The sequence below is a fragment of the Marinobacter nauticus genome, from assembly GCF_003634635.1.
In the GTDB taxonomy this organism is placed as follows: domain Bacteria; phylum Pseudomonadota; class Gammaproteobacteria; order Pseudomonadales; family Oleiphilaceae; genus Marinobacter; species Marinobacter nauticus.
This window is the reverse complement of the sequence record NZ_RBJB01000002.1, coordinates 475,379-491,822: the sequence shown is the minus strand read 5'-3', so window position 1 is coordinate 491,822 and position 16,444 is coordinate 475,379. Positions and strand designations below refer to the sequence as shown.

Here is a 16,444-nt window from a genome sequence, read left to right as displayed (position 1 = left end):
GACGAGAGCATGAGTAACTGGCTGGACAAAATCATGCCGAGCAAGATTCGCTCGGAATCGCGGCAACGTACCGGAGTGCCGGAAGGGTTATGGAAGAAATGCCCCAAATGCGGCGCATTCCTGTACAAGCCGGAGCTCGAGAAGAACCTGGACGTTTGCCCCAAGTGTAATCACCATCTGCGGGTGTCTGCACGTCGTCGACTGGATATCTTTCTGGACAAAGACGGGCGTGAGGAGCTGGCAGCTCACCTCGAACCGTCAGATCGGCTGAAGTTCAAAGACAGCAAGCGCTACAAGGATCGACTCGCGGCGGCGCAGAAAGCGACCGGCGAAAAAGATGCGCTGATTGCCATGCGTGGCACAACCATGGGTGTCCCTTTGGTTGCCTGCGCGTTCGAGTTCAACTTCCTGGGTGGTTCGATGGGTCAGGTGGTTGGCGAGAAGTTTGTCCAGGCAGCGAATGTGGCTCTTGAGCACCGGATTCCCCTGGTCTGCTTTTCCGCCAGTGGCGGTGCCCGCATGCAGGAAGCCATACTATCTTTGATGCAGATGGCCAAGACCGCGGCGGTGTTGGAGAAGCTCAAGCAGGAAGGCATACCATACATTTCAGTGATGACCGATCCGGTCTTTGGTGGTGTATCGGCCAGCCTCGCTATGCTGGGTGACCTCAATATTGCTGAACCTTACGCTCTGATTGGTTTCGCGGGCCCGCGGGTTATCGAGCAAACCGTGCGCGAAAAACTGCCGGAAGGTTTCCAGCGCAGCGAATTTCTGCTGGAACATGGTGCCATTGATATGATTCTGCATCGTCATCAGATGCGTGAGCGCATCGCCCATCTGTTGGCGAAGTTTACTGCCCAGGAAAAGCCCGGCACCGAAGCCCCCATCGAATTTGAAGTTACTGAAAAGCCGGACGTTGATGAACCAGAAGGGCAGTGAATCCTCCTCAGCCCCCGTTGGGCCTCCGGCCCGCGGGGCGTCTGTTCAAGAATGGCTGCACTGGCTCGAAGCCATTCACCCCACAGAAATAGATCTCGGTCTGGACCGGGTACTGGTGGTTCTGCGGCGGTTGTTCCCGCGCAAGCCTCAGGCTCGCATCATTACCGTGGCAGGGACCAATGGCAAAGGCACCACGGTTACGGCACTTGAGTCGATTTTGCTGGCAGCCGGCAGGAGCACCGGGGCTTATATGTCCCCCCATCTGTTTCGCTATAACGAGCGGGTTCGGATTGGTGGCCAGGAAATTTCCGATGCGGCCCTGGTGACCGCCTTCGAGCGGGTGGAGGCGGCTCGCCGCGGGGTGACTCTGACCTATTTTGAATTCGGAACGCTGGCCGCTTTTGTCGCATTTGCAGACGCCGGCGTTGAGAATTGGGTGCTGGAAGTCGGGTTGGGAGGTCGCCTGGATGCAGTCAACGTGCTGGATCCGGACTACGCGGTGATCACGTCAGTAGATATCGATCATATTGGTTTTCTGGGGGATAACCGGGAAGTCATTGGTTTTGAAAAAGCGGGGATCCTCAGGCCGGGTATTCCCGCCGTTTGTGCGGATCCAAATCCTCCATCCTCGGTCCTTCAACAGGCCGCGGCGCAGAAGGTGGCGCTGAAGCTCACCGGCCGTGATTATATGCTTGCGCCCGGTGCTCCCGGACAGGTTTTGCTCACTATTGGCGCCGAGCAGATAGAGTTGCCAGCCGGTCCCTTGCCTGTCCAGAGTGTGGCGGCTGCGGCGGTGCTCTCCCGGCAACTCGTACCGGAGCTTTCAGTGGAAAGCCTTCAGCATGCGATACATAGCGTGCGGGTTCCAGGCCGGTTTGAAACCATTCATCACGATCCGGATGTCATTATAGACGTTGGTCACAACCCCCATGCTGCTGCCTGGCTCGCTGACAACCTCCGTAGCCTTCGATGTGATGGTGATGGCCACGGGCGTATTCTGGCTGTGTACGGCGCGTTGGGAGACAAGGACGTGGAGGGTGTGGTCGGTGCCATGTCGTCCGTCGTTGATCAGTGGTACCTGGCGGGCCTGAATGTTGCCAGAGGGCTTGATTCCGACAGCCTGATGAAGCGTATCGCAAGCGTGCCATTTCAGGGAACGCCCGGCGTTTTTGATTCTGTGTCTGAGGCTCTCGCAGCGGCCATGGGCGAGGCAGTGTCCGGTGATCGGGTCGTGGTGTTCGGTTCGTTCTTCACGGTTGCTCTGGCCAGGGAAGAGCTTCTGCCGGCTTCGGAAGCGTCTTAAAGTTTGTCCATAGGCCCCTGGGAAGCTTTGAGTTCTGGCGAGTGGCCGGTTAGTATCGTGATCAAACAGGTTGTTAACGGGAGCCCTCTCAGGTGGATGGACTGAAGCAGCGGATCATTGGCGCACTGGTGCTGGTTTCACTCGCGGTTATTTTCGTGCCGATGATTTTTGACGAGCCCCATTCCCAGAGACAGTCAACCCCCATCACCATTCCCGAGGAACCTCCGTTCCCCGAAGTTGAGATGCCTGAATCTCAGTATCCGGATAACGAGACCGTCGGCGCAGAGGTACCCAGGAGTTCCGCGCCGCCCGTTAACGACGAGCCGGCGGCCGGTTTCCGGATCATCGAGGAAGACGCTGTTGCCGAGGAGGAGCCCGCCCCGGAGCCGAATTCCCAACAGGTGGAACCAGTACCGGCAGAATCCTCCGCTGAGCCGGAGCCTGCGGCGCCAGCCGAACAGCAAGATGCTGCCTCCACAGGCGCTGCAGAACCTGGCGATAAGGCCGAGTTTACCGGTTCACTTGAAGGTGCGTGGGTGGTGCAGCTTGGCAGTTTTGGTAACCAGGACAACGCCCGGCGTTTGCGGGACAAGGTTCTCGACATGGGGTACGGCGCCCACCTGCAACAGGTTGATCGCGGCGATAGCACCCTGACCCGGGTATTCAGCGGCCCGTTCGTCAACAAAGACGATGCCCAGAAAGCCAAGGCGGCCCTTGATAAAGCCTTCGGCTTGAACAGCCTGGTCACCACCGGCGACAAATAACTGGCCGTTGCCGGATTTAATCTGGCTTCGGCAGTTTGGTGTCACCCGGTTTCCTGTTAGAATCCGCCTTTCGTTTTCTCCACCGGGTTTTCCATGGAAGCGCTGATCTGGATAGACTGGGTCATCATTGCCCTCATTGCCGTCTCCACGCTTATCAGTCTGAAGCGGGGCTTCGTCCGTGAAGCGCTGTCGCTGGTTACCTGGGTTGGTGCATTTATCATCGCCCGGACGTTTCACCCCCAGATGCAATCTCTTCTGGAGTCCACGGTGGAAACACCGCTGGTGCGGTTGATTGCAGCGTTTGCCATCCTTTTCTTTGGCACCCTGATCGTTGGCGCGATCATCAACAATATGATTGGCCACCTGGTGCGTGCCACCGGTCTGTCAGCGACCGACAGGGTACTCGGCATGGGTTTTGGTCTTCTCAGAGGGGTTGTGGTTGTGATCGTGGCCATTGCCTTCACGCGCTATACGCCGCTGGCCGAGGATACCTGGTGGAGAACCTCGATCATGATTGAACGCCTTGCGGTAGTTGAGGACTGGTCCAGACGCACGCTCGGCGACGAATTTGCCCGCTTCCTCGGTCCGGAGCAGGGTGCTCAGGCCGCCCCGGAGGCGTCCGCAGAACCTGAAGGCGTGGAACCCGCGTCTGCATCCCGTTAACATTCAGTTTTAACACTCGGAGATATTTCCAGCCATGTGCGGCATTGTCGGTATCGTCAGTACTTCCAACGTCAATCAGCTTCTTTATGATGCACTGACTGTTCTTCAGCACCGTGGCCAGGATGCGGCGGGTATTGTTACCTTCCAGGACAACCGATTCTTTCTGCGTAAAGACAACGGGCTGGTGCGTGATGTTTTCCATACTCGCCATATGCGCCGGTTGGTGGGTAACGTGGGTATCGGGCATGTGCGCTATCCCACGGCGGGCAGCTCCAGCTCAGCGGAGGCCCAACCGTTCTATGTAAACAGTCCCTACGGCATCACCCTGGCGCACAATGGCAACCTGACCAATGCCGACGAACTGAGCAGTGATCTGTTCCGTACCGACCTGCGCCACATCAACACCAATTCTGATTCTGAAGTTCTGCTGAACGTGTTCGCCCACGAACTCCAGAAACTGGGCAAGTTGAACCCCACCAAAGATGAGATTTTTTCGGCGGTCCGCGCAGTGCACAAGCGTTGCAAGGGTGCCTATGCCGTTATTGCCATGATCACCGGTTATGGCATCGTTGGCTTCCGGGACCCGAACGGTATCCGGCCAGCGTGTTACGGTGTCCGGGAAAATCAAGAGGGCCAGAAGGAATACATGATTGCTTCGGAAAGCGTCGCCCTCAATGCTGCTGGTTTCACCATCGTTCGTGACATCGCTCCCGGCGAGGCTGTCTATATCGAAACCGATGGCACCTTGTATTCAGAGCAGTGCGCCGAATCGCCCAAGCTCTATCCGTGTATCTTTGAACATGTTTATTTTGCCCGTCCGGATTCGATCATGGACGGCGTTTCCTGTTATAAGGCCCGGCTTCGGATGGGCGAAGTGCTGGCAGACAAGGTTCTGCGCGAGCGGCCCGACCATGATATCGACGTGGTGATTCCGATTCCGGACACCAGCCGTACGTCGGCTATGCAAATGGCCCATCAGCTGGGCGTGAAGTACCGGGAAGGCTTTATCAAGAATCGGTACATTGGCCGCACCTTTATCATGCCCGGCCAGAAGATGCGCAAGAAATCGGTACGCCAGAAGCTTAATCCGATTGACCTGGAATTCCGTGGCAAGAACGTCATGCTGGTGGACGATTCCATCGTCCGGGGCACTACCTGTAAGGAAATTGTGCAGATGGCCCGGGATGCCGGAGCGCGCAATGTCTATTTTGCGTCGGCGGCGCCCCCCGTGCGCTATCCCAACGTTTACGGCATCGACATGCCCTCGGCCAGCGAACTGATTGCCCATGACCGCACGGTGGAAGAGGTTCGGGATCTGATCGGCGCCGACTGGTTGGTGTATCAGGACCTGGATGACCTGATTTCCTGTGTCAACGATGTCAACGAAGACATTAATGGTTGGGAATGCTCGGTGTTCACCGGGGATTACATTACTGGCGACGTGGATGAAGCTTACCTGACCAGGCTGGAGGATCTTCGCAAGGATGAGACGCGTTCAACCAGCCAGGTGGCCAATGACGACAACGCCATTATTGACCTGCACAATGATGAAGACTGACACCCGCAACTACGCCAGGAGACTGTCATGACGTTCGGCCGAGACGAACACGTTTGGATTCCCGAATCGGACCTGGAAGGCATGTCAGTCGATACCCTGGCCGTGCGGGCAGGGCAGATTCGTACCGGGCAGCTCGAACACAGCGATGCAATCTTCCCGACCTCCAGCTTTGTCTATGGCAGCGCGGCCCAGGCGGCTGCCCGCTTTGGCGGCGAGGAGCCCGGCAATATCTACTCCCGGTTTACCAACCCGACCGTGCAGGCATTTGAAGCCAGAATTGCCGCCATGGAAGGGGGAGAGCGTGGTGTTGCGACCGCTTCGGGTATGGCTGCGATTCTCAGCACCTGCATGTCCTTGCTGAAATCCGGCGACCATGTGATCTGCTCCCGAGGTGTGTTCGGGACGACCAATGTCCTGTTTCAGAAGTACATGGCCCGATTTGGCGTAGAAACCAGCTTTGTCAGCCTGACGAACACCGATGAGTGGAAGGCTGAGGTTCGTCCCGCCACCCGGATGCTGTTTCTGGAAACCCCGTCCAATCCGCTGTGTGAAGTGGCGGATCTTGCCGCCTTGTCTGCGATCGCGCGCGAAAGCGATGCCTTGCTGGTGGTCGACAACTGCTTCTGCACACCTGTGCTGCAGCGGCCACTGGAGCAGGGCGCCGACATCGTTATCCATTCAGCCACCAAGTATCTCGACGGCCAGGGCCGTTGTGTCGGTGGCGTGGTGGTTGGGCCGGCCAGGTACCTGGACGAGATTTATGGTTTCATCCGTTCCGCGGGCCCGACCATGAGTCCGTTCAATGCCTGGGTGTTTCAGAAGGGCCTGGAAACCTTACCGATTCGTATGCGCGCCCACTGCGACAATGCGTTAGAGTTGGCTTTGTGGCTGGAACAGCAGGGCTGTGTGGAGAAAGTTTACTATGCAGGCTTGCAGAGCCATCCGCAGCACGAGCTGGCGAAAAAACAGCAGGACGGCTTTGGTGGCGTGCTCTCCTTCCTGGTAAGGGGTGGTCGGGAACAGGCGTGGAAGTTCATTGACGCGACCCGGATGATTTCCATCACCGCCAATCTGGGAGATGTGAAAACCACCATCACTCATCCGGCGACAACCACTCATGGACGCCTCTCTCCCGAGGACAAGGCGAGGGCAGGCATTACCGAGAACCTGATTCGTCTGTCCGTCGGTATCGAATCCATCAAGGATCTGAAAACCGATCTGGACAGAGGTTTCCAGGCGTTGAAAGACTAACAACCGGACGGTTTGAGCATTCATGGCGGAATCCGCGAAAGCGAAGAAAGCAGTAGCCACAGAACTGACCGACAAGCAGAAGCGATTTCGTCGCCTGATGGCCCAGGGAGCCAGAGAAGGCGCGGTTATTGCGCTGATTGTGCTGTGCATCTATCTCGCCATGGCCCTGTTTACCTTCAATCCGGCTGACCCAGGCTGGGCCAGTATTGGCCATGATATCCGTGTGCAGAATTACGCAGGCCGCACCGGTGCCTGGCTGGCGAGCCTGTTCATGGACTTTTTCGGCCATGTGTCCTGGCTGTTTCCGGTGATGGTTGCCGGTTACGCCATCATGCTGATTCGTCGTCGGCACCAACCGCTGGATATGCACTGGCCACTATTCATGGTTCGCTTTGGTGGCTTTGTTCTTATTCTGCTGTCTGCGACCAGTCTGCTTTCTCTCTACTCCGTTTTTGGCCTGGGGGCTTCCTCTGGTGGCGTTTTGGGCACGGCGGTGTCTGAGGCCATGGTGCGGTTTTTTAATCTTCCGGCGACCACGCTGCTGCTGATTGCCATTTTTCTGTTTGCCCTGACGGTGACGATCGGCTTGTCCTGGTTCCGACTGATGGACCAGGTGGGAGGCTTGACTCTGAAGTTTGCCCTGGCCGCCAAAGCTTTATTCGCCGGGGCAGGAAAGAAGTCTGAAAAAAACACCGGCCAGGGAACTCCAGCAGTCAGGGCGGAGGTGCCAAAGCCGGAACCGGAACCCCCGGTTGTGCGTGACAAAGTCCGGGCTCGCGAGAAGGGTAAAAATGACCACAAGTCAGACCGGCGGAGCTGGTGGCAGCGGATATTTGGTCGTCGTGCAAAACCCGCAGAGGATACCAGGACCCGGGAGCCCCAGCGCGAGCGGAAAGAACCGGCTATCGAAGGGCTGCCTGCATCCATAGCGGAACCAGAGCACCTGGAGAGTTTCAGCTCTCGGGATGAAAAGTCAGAGCCATCGCCTCCCCCGGCTGAAAAGGCCAAGGCCCGTTCCCTGAAGATTTCGCCGTTCAAGAAAGAAGAGCAGGGCGGTGCGCCGAAAAAGGGTGATGATCGCCAGGGCTCGCTGCTGGAAGACATTGAAAGCCCGATCCCGCCGATTTCATTGCTGGATCCTCCCGAGGAGCACAAGGAACGAGGCTATTCGGAAGAGTCTCTGGAGCACATGTCCCGTTTGCTCGAAGAGAAGCTCAGCGATTTCGGGGTTTCGGTTGAGGTAGTCGAGGTTAACCCCGGCCCGGTGATTACCCGCTTTGAGATCAAACCGGCGCCCGGGGTCAAGGTCAGCAAGATCTCCAACCTGGCAAAAGACCTGGCCCGATCCCTGGCCGTGCTCAGTGTGCGGGTGGTCGAGGTGATTCCGGGCAAATCCGTGGTCGGCATCGAGATTCCCAACGAGGAGCGTGAAATTGTACGCCTGAGCGAAGTGCTGGGCGCCAAAGTGTTCACCGAATCTTCCTCTCCACTGACGTTGGCTCTGGGGAATGATATCGGGGGCAACCCCATGGTTGCCAATCTGGCCAAGATGCCCCACCTGCTGGTCGCCGGCACTACCGGTTCCGGCAAATCGGTGGGGGTGAACGCCATGTTGTTGAGTATGTTGCTGAAGGCCACTCCGGACGAGGTCCGGTTTATCATGGTTGACCCGAAGATGCTTGAGCTGAGCATTTACGACGGGATCCCGCATCTGTTGGCGCCAGTGGTCACGGACATGAAAGAGGCCGCCAATGCCCTGCGTTGGTGTGTGGCCGAGATGGAGCGCCGCTACCGGCTGATGGCCAGCCTGGGGGTTCGCAATATTGCCGGCTACAACAAGAAGGTGAAAGATGCCCGGGCGGAGGGAGAACCGCTGCTGGACCCACTCTGGAAGCCGGATGAATACCTGGCCAATGAGGAGCAGGAACGCCCTGAGCTGGATACACTGCCGTTTATTGTGGTGGTGATCGATGAATTTGCCGACATGATGATGATCGTCGGCAAGAAAGTGGAAGAACTGATTGCCCGGATTGCCCAAAAGGCACGGGCGGCCGGCATCCACCTGGTTCTGGCAACCCAACGGCCCTCCGTTGATGTGATTACCGGCCTGATCAAGGCCAACATTCCCACCCGGATGTCGTTCCAGGTGTCCTCCAAGATCGACTCCCGTACCGTTCTCGACCAGGGCGGTGCAGAGCAGTTGCTGGGCCATGGCGACATGCTTTATCTACCACCTGGGTCAGGTTTACCGGTGCGGGTGCACGGTGCCTTTGTCGATGATGACGAAGTTCACCGCGTCGTCAGTGCCTGGAAGGCCCGGGGTGAGCCGGAGTACGTGGATGATGTACTGAATGGCGCCGAGGGCGAGCACCTTCCTGGCGTGCCCACGCTTAGCGAGGGCGGCGCCGGTGGTGGCGAAGAGGGCGACGCCCTGTTTGACGAAGCTGTCGCCTTTGTTACCGAAAACCGGCGGGTGTCGATTTCGTCGGTCCAGCGTAAATTCAAGATCGGCTACAACCGTGCCGCCAATCTGGTGGATGCCATGGAAGCCTCGGGGGTAGTCAGCCCGGCGGGCCACAACGGTGCCAGAGAAGTTCTCGCACCGCCGCCTCCCAGAGACTAGGAGTTATCAGATGATCAGAATGTTTTCAGGAATCCTGTTGATGCTGGCAGCAACGTGGTCTGGCCTGTCCCAGGCTGAGAGCGTACAGGCATCCCGGGGCGCGGCTGAGCAGTTGACCTCCATTCTGAAAGGCTACGAGACCTATCAGGCGGATTTCATACAGATTGTGGTCAACGAGAATGGCAGTCAGGTTCAGGAAACCCGTGGATCGCTCAAAGCCAAACGGCCTGGTTTGTTCTACTGGGAGACCGGTGCACCCTTGTCCCAGTTTATTGTCAGCGATGGCGACAAAGTCGAAGTCTACGATCCGGATCTGGAGCAGGTAACCGTTCATTCCCTTGATGAACGGGTTCAGACCACGCCGGCACTGCTGTTAAGCGGCGAAGTAGAGAACCTGGATGAGAGTTACGAAGTGAGCGTTCGGGATCTTGGCGAAAGCACCCGTGAGTTCACTCTGGTACCCCGTAGCCAGGATTCTCTGTTTACCTCTCTGCGACTGAGCTTCTATGACGGAGAGCTGCAGGAAATGCGCATGCGGGATTCATTGTCCCAGATGAGCATTCTCAGCTTCGACCATATTGAACTGAATCAGGCACTCGACTCCAGTGTCTTCCGCCTCGATTATCCGGAGGGGGTTGACGTGATTCGGGATGGTGCCTGATGCAGGACAGCCTGTTTCAGACTGAGACCGGCTTTCAGCCCCTGGCCGCTCGTATGCGGCCGACCTCTCTCGAAGGCTATGTCGGCCAGGCTCACCTGGTCGGCCCTGGAAAACCCCTGCGCCGGGCTGTGGAACAGGGGCAGCTGCATTCCATGATTCTCTGGGGTCCGCCCGGAGTCGGAAAAACCACCTTTGCTCGCCTGCTGGCCAATGTCGGCGACCTTTCCTTCGAAACCATCTCTGCAGTCCTCAGTGGCGTTAAGGAAATTCGCGAGGTGGTGGAGCGCGCTCGCAACCGTAAACAGTCCCAGGGCAGGGATACGCTTTTGTTCGTGGATGAAGTGCATCGGTTCAACAAGAGCCAGCAGGATGCATTCCTCCCCCACATCGAAGATGGCACCTTCATTTTCGTGGGCGCAACCACCGAAAACCCATCCTTCGAACTGAACAGTGCCTTGCTGTCCCGTACCCGTGTTTATGTCCTGAAAAACCTGGAGGCAGCGGATATACGACGGCTGCTGGACAGTGCCCTTGAGAGCGAACAGGGCTTTGCTGGCCAGCTTCGGGTAGAGGAGTCGGTGCTGGCGACCATGGCGGAAGCGTCAGGTGGCGATGCCCGGCGAGCGCTGAACATTCTGGAAGTGGCCGCCGACCTCGCTGAGCCGGACGATGACGGGAATAATCGGGTTACCGCTCAAACTCTCGAACAGGTACTGCAGACCAGTCTCCGCCGTTTCGATAAAGGTGGGGATGTCTTCTACGACCAGATTTCGGCGCTGCACAAATCGGTGCGGGGCTCCAACCCGGACGGTTCACTTTACTGGTTGTGCCGGATGCTCGACGGAGGTTGCGACCCGCTGTATGTCGCCCGGCGCCTGGTTCGTATTGCCAGTGAAGACATCGGTAATGCCGACCCGAGGGCGCTCCAGATTACCCTGCAGGCCTGGGATGCTCAGGAACGTCTGGGCTCCCCGGAGGGTGAGCTGGCACTGGCGCAGGCCGTTACGTACCTGGCCCTTGCCCCCAAAAGCAATGCCGTTTACAAAGCTTACAATCAATGCATCGCGGATATCCGCAGCGATCCGGACTATGAAGTTCCGGTACATCTGCGTAATGCGCCCACCAAATTGCTGAAAAGCATGGGGCACGGAGAAGAGTACCGATACGCCCACGATGAGCCGGATGCCTATGCGGCAGGAGAAGCCTACCTGCCGGAGGCGATCCATCAGCGCCGCTATTACCAACCGGTCCAGCGGGGGCTGGAAATCAAGCTGGCTGAGAAGCGCGAACGACTGGACTCGCTGGATGCCAACAGCCCGAAAAAGCGGTACTAAGCCCCATCCCTTGCCAATTTTCCCGCCTGTGCCCGGCCGGTGGTGGTCAGCGCATTCACGGCAGGTATAATGCCCGCATAACCATTCATTCGTTAACCGGAAATCAGGAACAACATGCTCGATCCGAAACGTGTCCGTACACAGACTGAAGAGATCGCCCGTCGGCTGGCTATCAAGAATTTCGAGTTTGATATTGCCACCTTCGAGCAGCTTGAGGAACGCCGCCGGGCCATTCAGGTTCGTACGGAAAACTTGCAGAGCGAGCAGAACAAACGGTCGAAATCCATCGGCAAAGCCAAGGCGGCCGGTGAGGATATCAAACCGTTGCTGGAAGAAGTCGAAAGCCTGAAGCAGCAACGTGGTGACGCCGAGGACGAACTGCGTTCCGTGCAGGAATCCCTGAATGCCTTCTTTGCCGGTATTCCCAACCTTCCCGACGACGACGTGCCACCGGGCGCCAGTGAAGACGACAACGTCGAGACGCGTGTCTGGGGTACGCCCCGTGAATTCGATTTTGAGCCTAAGGATCACGTGGCCCTGGGTGAGCAGCTGAAAGGCCTGGACTTTGAGAAGGCGACTCAGCTGGCCCATTCCCGTTTTGCTGTTATGCGCGGACAGCTGGCGCGCCTGCACCGTGCACTGGCTCAGTTCATGCTCGATCAGCATACTCTGCAGCATGGTTACACCGAGGCCTATGTGCCTTATCTGGTGAATGCCAACACTCTGTTTGGTACGGGCCAGCTGCCGAAATTTGAAGAAGATCTTTTCCGCACAGCCGGCGACAATCCTCTGTACCTGATTCCTACCGCGGAAGTGCCGGCCACGAACCTGGTGGCGGATACCATTCTGGATGATGCCGAACTGCCGCTGCGCCTGGTTTGTCATACGCCGTGCTTCCGGAGTGAGGCAGGGTCTTACGGCCGGGATGTACGGGGCATGATTCGTCAGCATCAGTTCGACAAGGTGGAGCTGGTGCACATTGTTCGCCCGGAGGAATCCACTCAGGCGCTAGAGGAACTGACCGGACACGCCGAGAAGATCCTGCAGCTGCTTGAACTGCCTTACCGTGTGGTCACCCTCTGTGGCGGCGACATGGGCTTTTCCGCCGCCAAAACCTACGACCTGGAAGTCTGGCTGCCGGGGCAGGGCAAATACCGCGAAATTTCTTCCTGTTCCAACACCCGTGATTTTCAGGCACGGCGTATGCAGGCCCGCTGGCGTAATCCGGACACCGGAAAGCCCGAACCGGTCCATACCCTCAATGGTTCCGGCCTGGCCGTAGGTCGCGCCATGATTGCGGTTATGGAGAACTACCAGCAGGCGGACGGCAGTATTCTGGTGCCCGAGGTACTCAAACCCTACATGGGAGGCGTCGAGCGTATTCAATGAATGATCAATCCAGGGATGCACCAGTAAAGGGCGTACCCGTCTGGTCTGCACCGGCGCGGTACAGTGCCAATCCGGTTACGGATAACCCAAACAACTCGGCCGGTGAAGTGGCGTTGGTCGGTGCCGGCCCCGGCGATCCGGAGTTGCTCACCCTGAAAGCCTGGCGTTTGATCCAGTCGGCGGAGGTGGTGTTGTACGACCGCCTGGTTTCTCCGGAGATCATGGCGCTCATCCCTGAGAGCGCCCAGAAAATCCACGTTGGCAAACAGCGCTCGAACCACACGTTGCCGCAGGATCAGATCAATCAGCAGCTGGTGGATCTGGCCCGGGAAGGCTATCGGGTGGTGCGCCTGAAGGGTGGTGATCCTTTCATCTTCGGCCGTGGTGGCGAGGAGATTGAAACCCTGGCCTCGGCCGGCGTCCGTTTCCAGGTTGTGCCGGGTATCACTGCCGCCTCAGGTTGTGCTGCTTACGCCGGCATTCCGCTGACCCATCGGGATCACGCCCAGTCGGTGCGGTTTATTACCGGGCACCTGAAGAATGACACCTGTGATCTGCCGTGGAAGGATTTTGTTCAGAATAACCAGACGCTGGTGTTTTACATGGGCCTGGTCGGTTTACCGATCATCAGTCGGGAGCTGATGGCACACGGCATGCCGGCGGATATGCCTGTGGCACTGGTATCCCGCGGCACCACGCCGGAACAGGAAGTGATTACCGGCACTCTGGAAACAATTGTGGATCGGGTTCAGGAGAAGGGGGCTCAGGCGCCGACGTTGGTGATTATCGGCAATGTGGTTTCTCTTCGAAACCGTCTGGACTGGCTGGGAGCAGAAGCCGGGCGCTGAGGCCCGGCTTCAGACTTCAGGCAGAGGCGGTCCGCTTGGGCAGAACGTCTTTCAGCTTCTCACGCATGTCGCGAATGGCTTTTTCGGTGGTTTCCCAGTCGATACAGGCGTCGGTGATGGATACGCCGTATTTCAGGTCAGCCAGGTTCTCCGGAATAGACTGACTACCCCAGTTGATGTGGCTTTCCACCATCAGGCTCTGGATAGACTGATTGCCTTCCAGAATCTGGTGAGTCACATCCTGCATTACCAAAGGCTGAATAGCCGGATCCTTGCTGGAGTTGGCGTGACTGCAATCCACCATGATGGATTTGCGCAGCTTGGCCTTATCCAGTGCCTGTTCACACAAGGCTACGCTGACGGAGTCGTAGTTTGGCTTGCCGCCACCACCACGAAGCACGACGTGGCCGTAGTTGTTGCCCTTGGTGCGAATAATGGCAACTTTGCCCTGCTGGTCGATGCCCAGGAAGCTGTGGGGATGAGAGACCGACTTCATGGCGTTAACCGCAACGTCCAGGCTGCCGTCGGTGCCGTTCTTGAAGCCAATGGCCATGGACAGGCCGCTGCTCATTTCCCGGTGGGTCTGGGATTCGGTGGTACGGGCACCGATAGCAGACCAGGCAATGGTGTCCTGCAGGTACTGGGGAGAGATCGGATCCAGGGCTTCGGTGGCAGCCGGAAGGCCCATCTCATTGATATCCAGCAGCAGTCGCCGACCAATGTGCAGCCCCTGCTCGATATCAAAGGTATCATTCAGGTGCGGATCGTTGATCAGGCCTTTCCAGCCTACGGTGGTGCGTGGTTTCTCGAAGTACACGCGCATGACGATCAACAGTGTATCGCTGACTTCATCGGCGAGCTTTTTCAGTCGGGCCGCATAATCGCGGGCAGCTTCAACATCGTGAATCGAGCAGGGGCCCACCACAATGAACAGACGGTGGTCCTTGCCATCCATAATGTCGTAGATGGCCTGCCGACCATTGGCAACGGTTTCGGCTGCCTTGTCTGACAGTGGCATCTCTTGCTTCAGTGCTTCAGGAGTGATCAGTGTTTCCTGGCTGGCCACGTTCAGGTTTTCCAGTTTCTTACCCGACATCTTGTTGTGCTTCCCCGAATCTTGTCGTTACCTCACCCGGTATATTCATTCTTTTGTCCGGATGATTGAATAATAAGTGCGAGTGGGATACTAGGTTGCAGTAAACCCCGGCGAGTTGGTTATACTGCGTTATTTGCAGGCCCTTTTCAACGCTTCTCAACGCTTCAGGACAACAGGTAACGGATGTCGCCCTCATCAACGAAACCACAGGCTGTCGCTCCCTCCCGAAAGGTGGTTTCAGAAAGGATTACCCAGGTTCTGTCCGGGATCCGGGTGCCCGATCTGCCATACCCCGCCAGTAAGTCTTCTCCGGAGCAGGAACCGGACTGGCGTCCCTTATTGATGTCCTGCTGGACGGAACAGCGGGATGAGCGGGTAACCAAAGTGCTGCGTTCGGTTCAGATTGAGTGGACCGTCCGACAGGTGAATGCGGCCTACCTCTCCGACCGGATCATGGATGTCTTCCTGAAAACCTCAGGCCTGCATGCCGCCCTGGTGGGGCGCATAGCGCGCTTGCGGTTCTGGCTGGCATGGCAACTGGATCTGTGTGGTGCGGAGGTGTTCAGCGGGGTGCTTCTGGACTGGCTTGATAACCTTCAGGAATGGCGTGGCTGGAGTGATACCGGTGGTCGATCATCCCGCGTATTGCTGGATCAGCTTGATAGCCTGGTTATTACTGTATCCGGCAGCTTTGAGGCCGGCAGCCGCGATCCGCTGGAGCACTACTGCAGCCAATGGCTTGCCGATACCCGAAAGCGGGATGATCAGGTGGCGCGGCTCCGGGAACGGCTGCTGGAAACCGAGCAGGGGGCTTCACGCCAGCGTTTGTCCGATCAGGTGGCCAGAGCACTGATCGGCCGGGCCTTGACGGGTCGCCAGCTGCCGCCGCCGATTACCCGCTTTATCCTCACTGACTGGCACAAGGTACTGAAACAGAGTGTCTGGGCCGAAGGCACTGACAGTGAAGTGCATCGGCACGCCAACAAGTTACTGGAGTGGCTGGTCTGGGTGGGCGACCCCCAGCTTTCTGATCGCGATCGTAACCGGTTGTATCACGTCGGAGAGCAACTCGGCGACCGTGTCCGCGATGTCTGGACCAGAGCCTTGGGTGAGGGTGCCCCCGAACAGGCATTGCACGATATCCAGGCGGTGATTGTGGCTCGGATCCGCGGGGAAACACCAGAACTGGAGCCCGCGCTTTTGCCCGATTCCGATTTTTCCTGGGATAGCAGTTGGCTGGTGAATGAGCCGGTGCCGGCCGATGAATCCGAACCTCTGGTCGGTCAGTGGTTTGTAGAGGGTGAGGGTGCACGGGAGCAGCGACGTTTCTTCTTTGCTCTGTTACCTGACAGCGGAGAAGTGCTCTGGACCAATGGTGCCGGCGTCAAACTTGGGCTGCAGCCCTGGAAGGAATTCCAGGCCGAGCTTGCCAGCGGAGGACTCAGGCCGCTTCCGGAGTCCACAGCCTTTGGCCAGGTGCTTGCCGAAACCCTCGAAGTGCTGTCTAAAGTCTGCGCCAGGCAGTTGGAACAACGGGAAAAGGCGGCCAAGGAAGCCCGTGCCCGGGCCGACGCGCTTCGAAAGGAACGGGAAGCGGCCGAGCAACGCCGTCGGGAAGAGGAGCTTGCACGCCAGCAGGCACTCGAACGGGAACGTGAAGAGGCCGAGCGCCAAAGGGTGGCAGATGAAAAGGCAGAGCAGGAGCGTTTGCGAAAAGAGGCAGAGCTGGTGGCCACCAAACAGGTTGAAGGTATCGCGCTCGGCGGCTGGATTGTGCTCACTCAGGAAACCCGGGATGACGACCCCGTCCGGCTCAAGCTCGCCGTCAAGATTTCTGCTTCGCGGAAATATGTGTTTGTGGATCGTCTGGGGCTCAATCGCCGGGAGTTTCTCCAGGACGAACTGGTTAACGGAATCGTGGAAGGTCGAATTCGCGTGCTTGGCAGTTCGGCCGAGTTTGATGACACCCTGAGCCGCGTTGTCGGGCGTATCCGTGTTGGTCGGAACTGAGGTGA

Annotated in this window: 13 protein-coding genes; 12 read left to right on the top strand and 1 reads right to left on the bottom strand. The window is 57.9% G+C overall.

Features of this window, described 5'->3' with window-relative positions:
* The first annotated feature begins 9 nt into the window (after positions 1 to 9).
* The 11 genes from accD (at position 10) to cobA (ending at position 13,333) form a co-directional block, all read left to right on the top strand.
* Positions 10 to 939: an acetyl-CoA carboxylase, carboxyltransferase subunit beta gene (gene accD, locus C7436_RS02380; protein ID WP_023010323.1), complete on the top strand. Its 930-nt coding sequence runs from the start codon at positions 10 to 12 to the stop codon at positions 937 to 939.
* Positions 920 to 2,242, top strand: coding sequence for a bifunctional tetrahydrofolate synthase/dihydrofolate synthase (gene folC / locus C7436_RS02375; protein ID WP_121206571.1), 1,323 nt, complete (start codon positions 920 to 922; stop codon positions 2,240 to 2,242). The genes accD and folC overlap by 20 nt, the downstream gene beginning before the upstream one ends.
* A 92-nt stretch (positions 2,243 to 2,334) precedes the next feature.
* A complete protein-coding gene (locus tag C7436_RS02370) occupies positions 2,335 to 3,006 on the top strand; it encodes an SPOR domain-containing protein (protein WP_121206570.1) in 672 nt (223 codons plus the stop codon).
* Between the two features lie 93 nt (positions 3,007 to 3,099).
* A complete protein-coding gene (locus tag C7436_RS02365; protein WP_121206569.1) occupies positions 3,100 to 3,669 on the top strand; it encodes a CvpA family protein in 570 nt (189 codons plus the stop codon).
* 34 nt (positions 3,670 to 3,703) lie between these two features.
* On the top strand, positions 3,704 to 5,227 hold the full coding sequence (gene purF / locus C7436_RS02360; protein WP_121206568.1) for an amidophosphoribosyltransferase: 1,524 nt from the start codon (positions 3,704 to 3,706) through the stop codon (positions 5,225 to 5,227).
* A 27-nt stretch (positions 5,228 to 5,254) separates the two neighbouring features.
* Positions 5,255 to 6,478 (top strand): O-succinylhomoserine sulfhydrylase, encoded by a 1,224-nt coding sequence (locus C7436_RS02355; protein WP_121206567.1) that lies wholly within the window; start codon positions 5,255 to 5,257, stop codon positions 6,476 to 6,478.
* A 22-nt stretch (positions 6,479 to 6,500) separates the two neighbouring features.
* On the top strand, positions 6,501 to 9,101 hold the full coding sequence (locus tag C7436_RS02350; protein ID WP_121206566.1) for a DNA translocase FtsK: 2,601 nt from the start codon (positions 6,501 to 6,503) through the stop codon (positions 9,099 to 9,101).
* A gap of 40 nt (positions 9,102 to 9,141) precedes the next feature.
* Entirely contained in the window at positions 9,142 to 9,762 is a 621-nt protein-coding gene (lolA, locus tag C7436_RS02345; RefSeq protein ID WP_014421388.1) for an outer membrane lipoprotein chaperone LolA, read from the top strand.
* A complete protein-coding gene (locus tag C7436_RS02340) occupies positions 9,762 to 11,096 on the top strand; it encodes a replication-associated recombination protein A (RefSeq protein ID WP_014421389.1) in 1,335 nt (444 codons plus the stop codon). Before lolA ends, C7436_RS02340 begins: the two co-directional genes overlap by 1 nt.
* A gap of 114 nt (positions 11,097 to 11,210) precedes the next feature.
* Positions 11,211 to 12,485: a serine--tRNA ligase gene (gene serS / locus C7436_RS02335; protein WP_113880119.1), complete on the top strand. Its 1,275-nt coding sequence runs from the start codon at positions 11,211 to 11,213 to the stop codon at positions 12,483 to 12,485.
* Positions 12,482 to 13,333: a uroporphyrinogen-III C-methyltransferase gene (gene cobA, locus C7436_RS02330; protein WP_121206565.1), complete on the top strand. Its 852-nt coding sequence runs from the start codon at positions 12,482 to 12,484 to the stop codon at positions 13,331 to 13,333. Before serS ends, cobA begins: the two co-directional genes overlap by 4 nt.
* A 16-nt stretch (positions 13,334 to 13,349) precedes the next feature.
* On the opposite strand, the gene C7436_RS02325 is transcribed toward cobA, so the two are convergent.
* Complete coding sequence (locus tag C7436_RS02325; protein WP_011785031.1) at positions 13,350 to 14,429, bottom strand: 3-deoxy-7-phosphoheptulonate synthase; 1,080 nt, start codon at positions 14,427 to 14,429, stop codon at positions 13,350 to 13,352.
* Positions 14,430 to 14,612: 183 nt separating this feature from the next.
* Between C7436_RS02325 and C7436_RS02320 the strand changes: the two genes are divergently transcribed.
* Positions 14,613 to 16,439 carry a DUF1631 family protein gene (locus C7436_RS02320; RefSeq protein ID WP_121206564.1) on the top strand — a complete coding sequence of 609 codons (1,827 nt, stop codon included), beginning with the start codon at positions 14,613 to 14,615 and terminating at the stop codon, positions 16,437 to 16,439.
* Positions 16,440 to 16,444: the final 5 nt, after the last annotated feature.

Bases quoted from the DNA above. Each gene is read 5' to 3' on its own strand.
- C7436_RS02365 (WP_121206569.1), top strand. From the start codon at position 3,100: ATGGAAGCGCTGATCTGGATAGACTGGGTCATCATTGCCCTCATTGCC.
- C7436_RS02350 (WP_121206566.1), top strand. From the start codon at position 6,501: ATGGCGGAATCCGCGAAAGCGAAGAAAGCAGTAGCCACAGAACTGACC.
- cobA (WP_121206565.1), top strand. From the start codon at position 12,482: ATGAATGATCAATCCAGGGATGCACCAGTAAAGGGCGTACCCGTCTGG.
- C7436_RS02355 (WP_121206567.1), top strand. From the start codon at position 5,255: ATGACGTTCGGCCGAGACGAACACGTTTGGATTCCCGAATCGGACCTG.
- folC (WP_121206571.1), top strand. From the start codon at position 920: ATGAACCAGAAGGGCAGTGAATCCTCCTCAGCCCCCGTTGGGCCTCCG.
- accD (WP_023010323.1), top strand. From the start codon at position 10: ATGAGTAACTGGCTGGACAAAATCATGCCGAGCAAGATTCGCTCGGAA.
- lolA (WP_014421388.1), top strand. From the start codon at position 9,142: ATGCTGGCAGCAACGTGGTCTGGCCTGTCCCAGGCTGAGAGCGTACAG.
- purF (WP_121206568.1), top strand. From the start codon at position 3,704: ATGTGCGGCATTGTCGGTATCGTCAGTACTTCCAACGTCAATCAGCTT.
- C7436_RS02320 (WP_121206564.1), top strand. From the start codon at position 14,613: ATGTCGCCCTCATCAACGAAACCACAGGCTGTCGCTCCCTCCCGAAAG.
- serS (WP_113880119.1), top strand. From the start codon at position 11,211: ATGCTCGATCCGAAACGTGTCCGTACACAGACTGAAGAGATCGCCCGT.
- C7436_RS02340 (WP_014421389.1), top strand. From the start codon at position 9,762: ATGCAGGACAGCCTGTTTCAGACTGAGACCGGCTTTCAGCCCCTGGCC.
- C7436_RS02325 (WP_011785031.1), bottom strand. From the start codon at position 14,429: ATGTCGGGTAAGAAACTGGAAAACCTGAACGTGGCCAGCCAGGAAACA.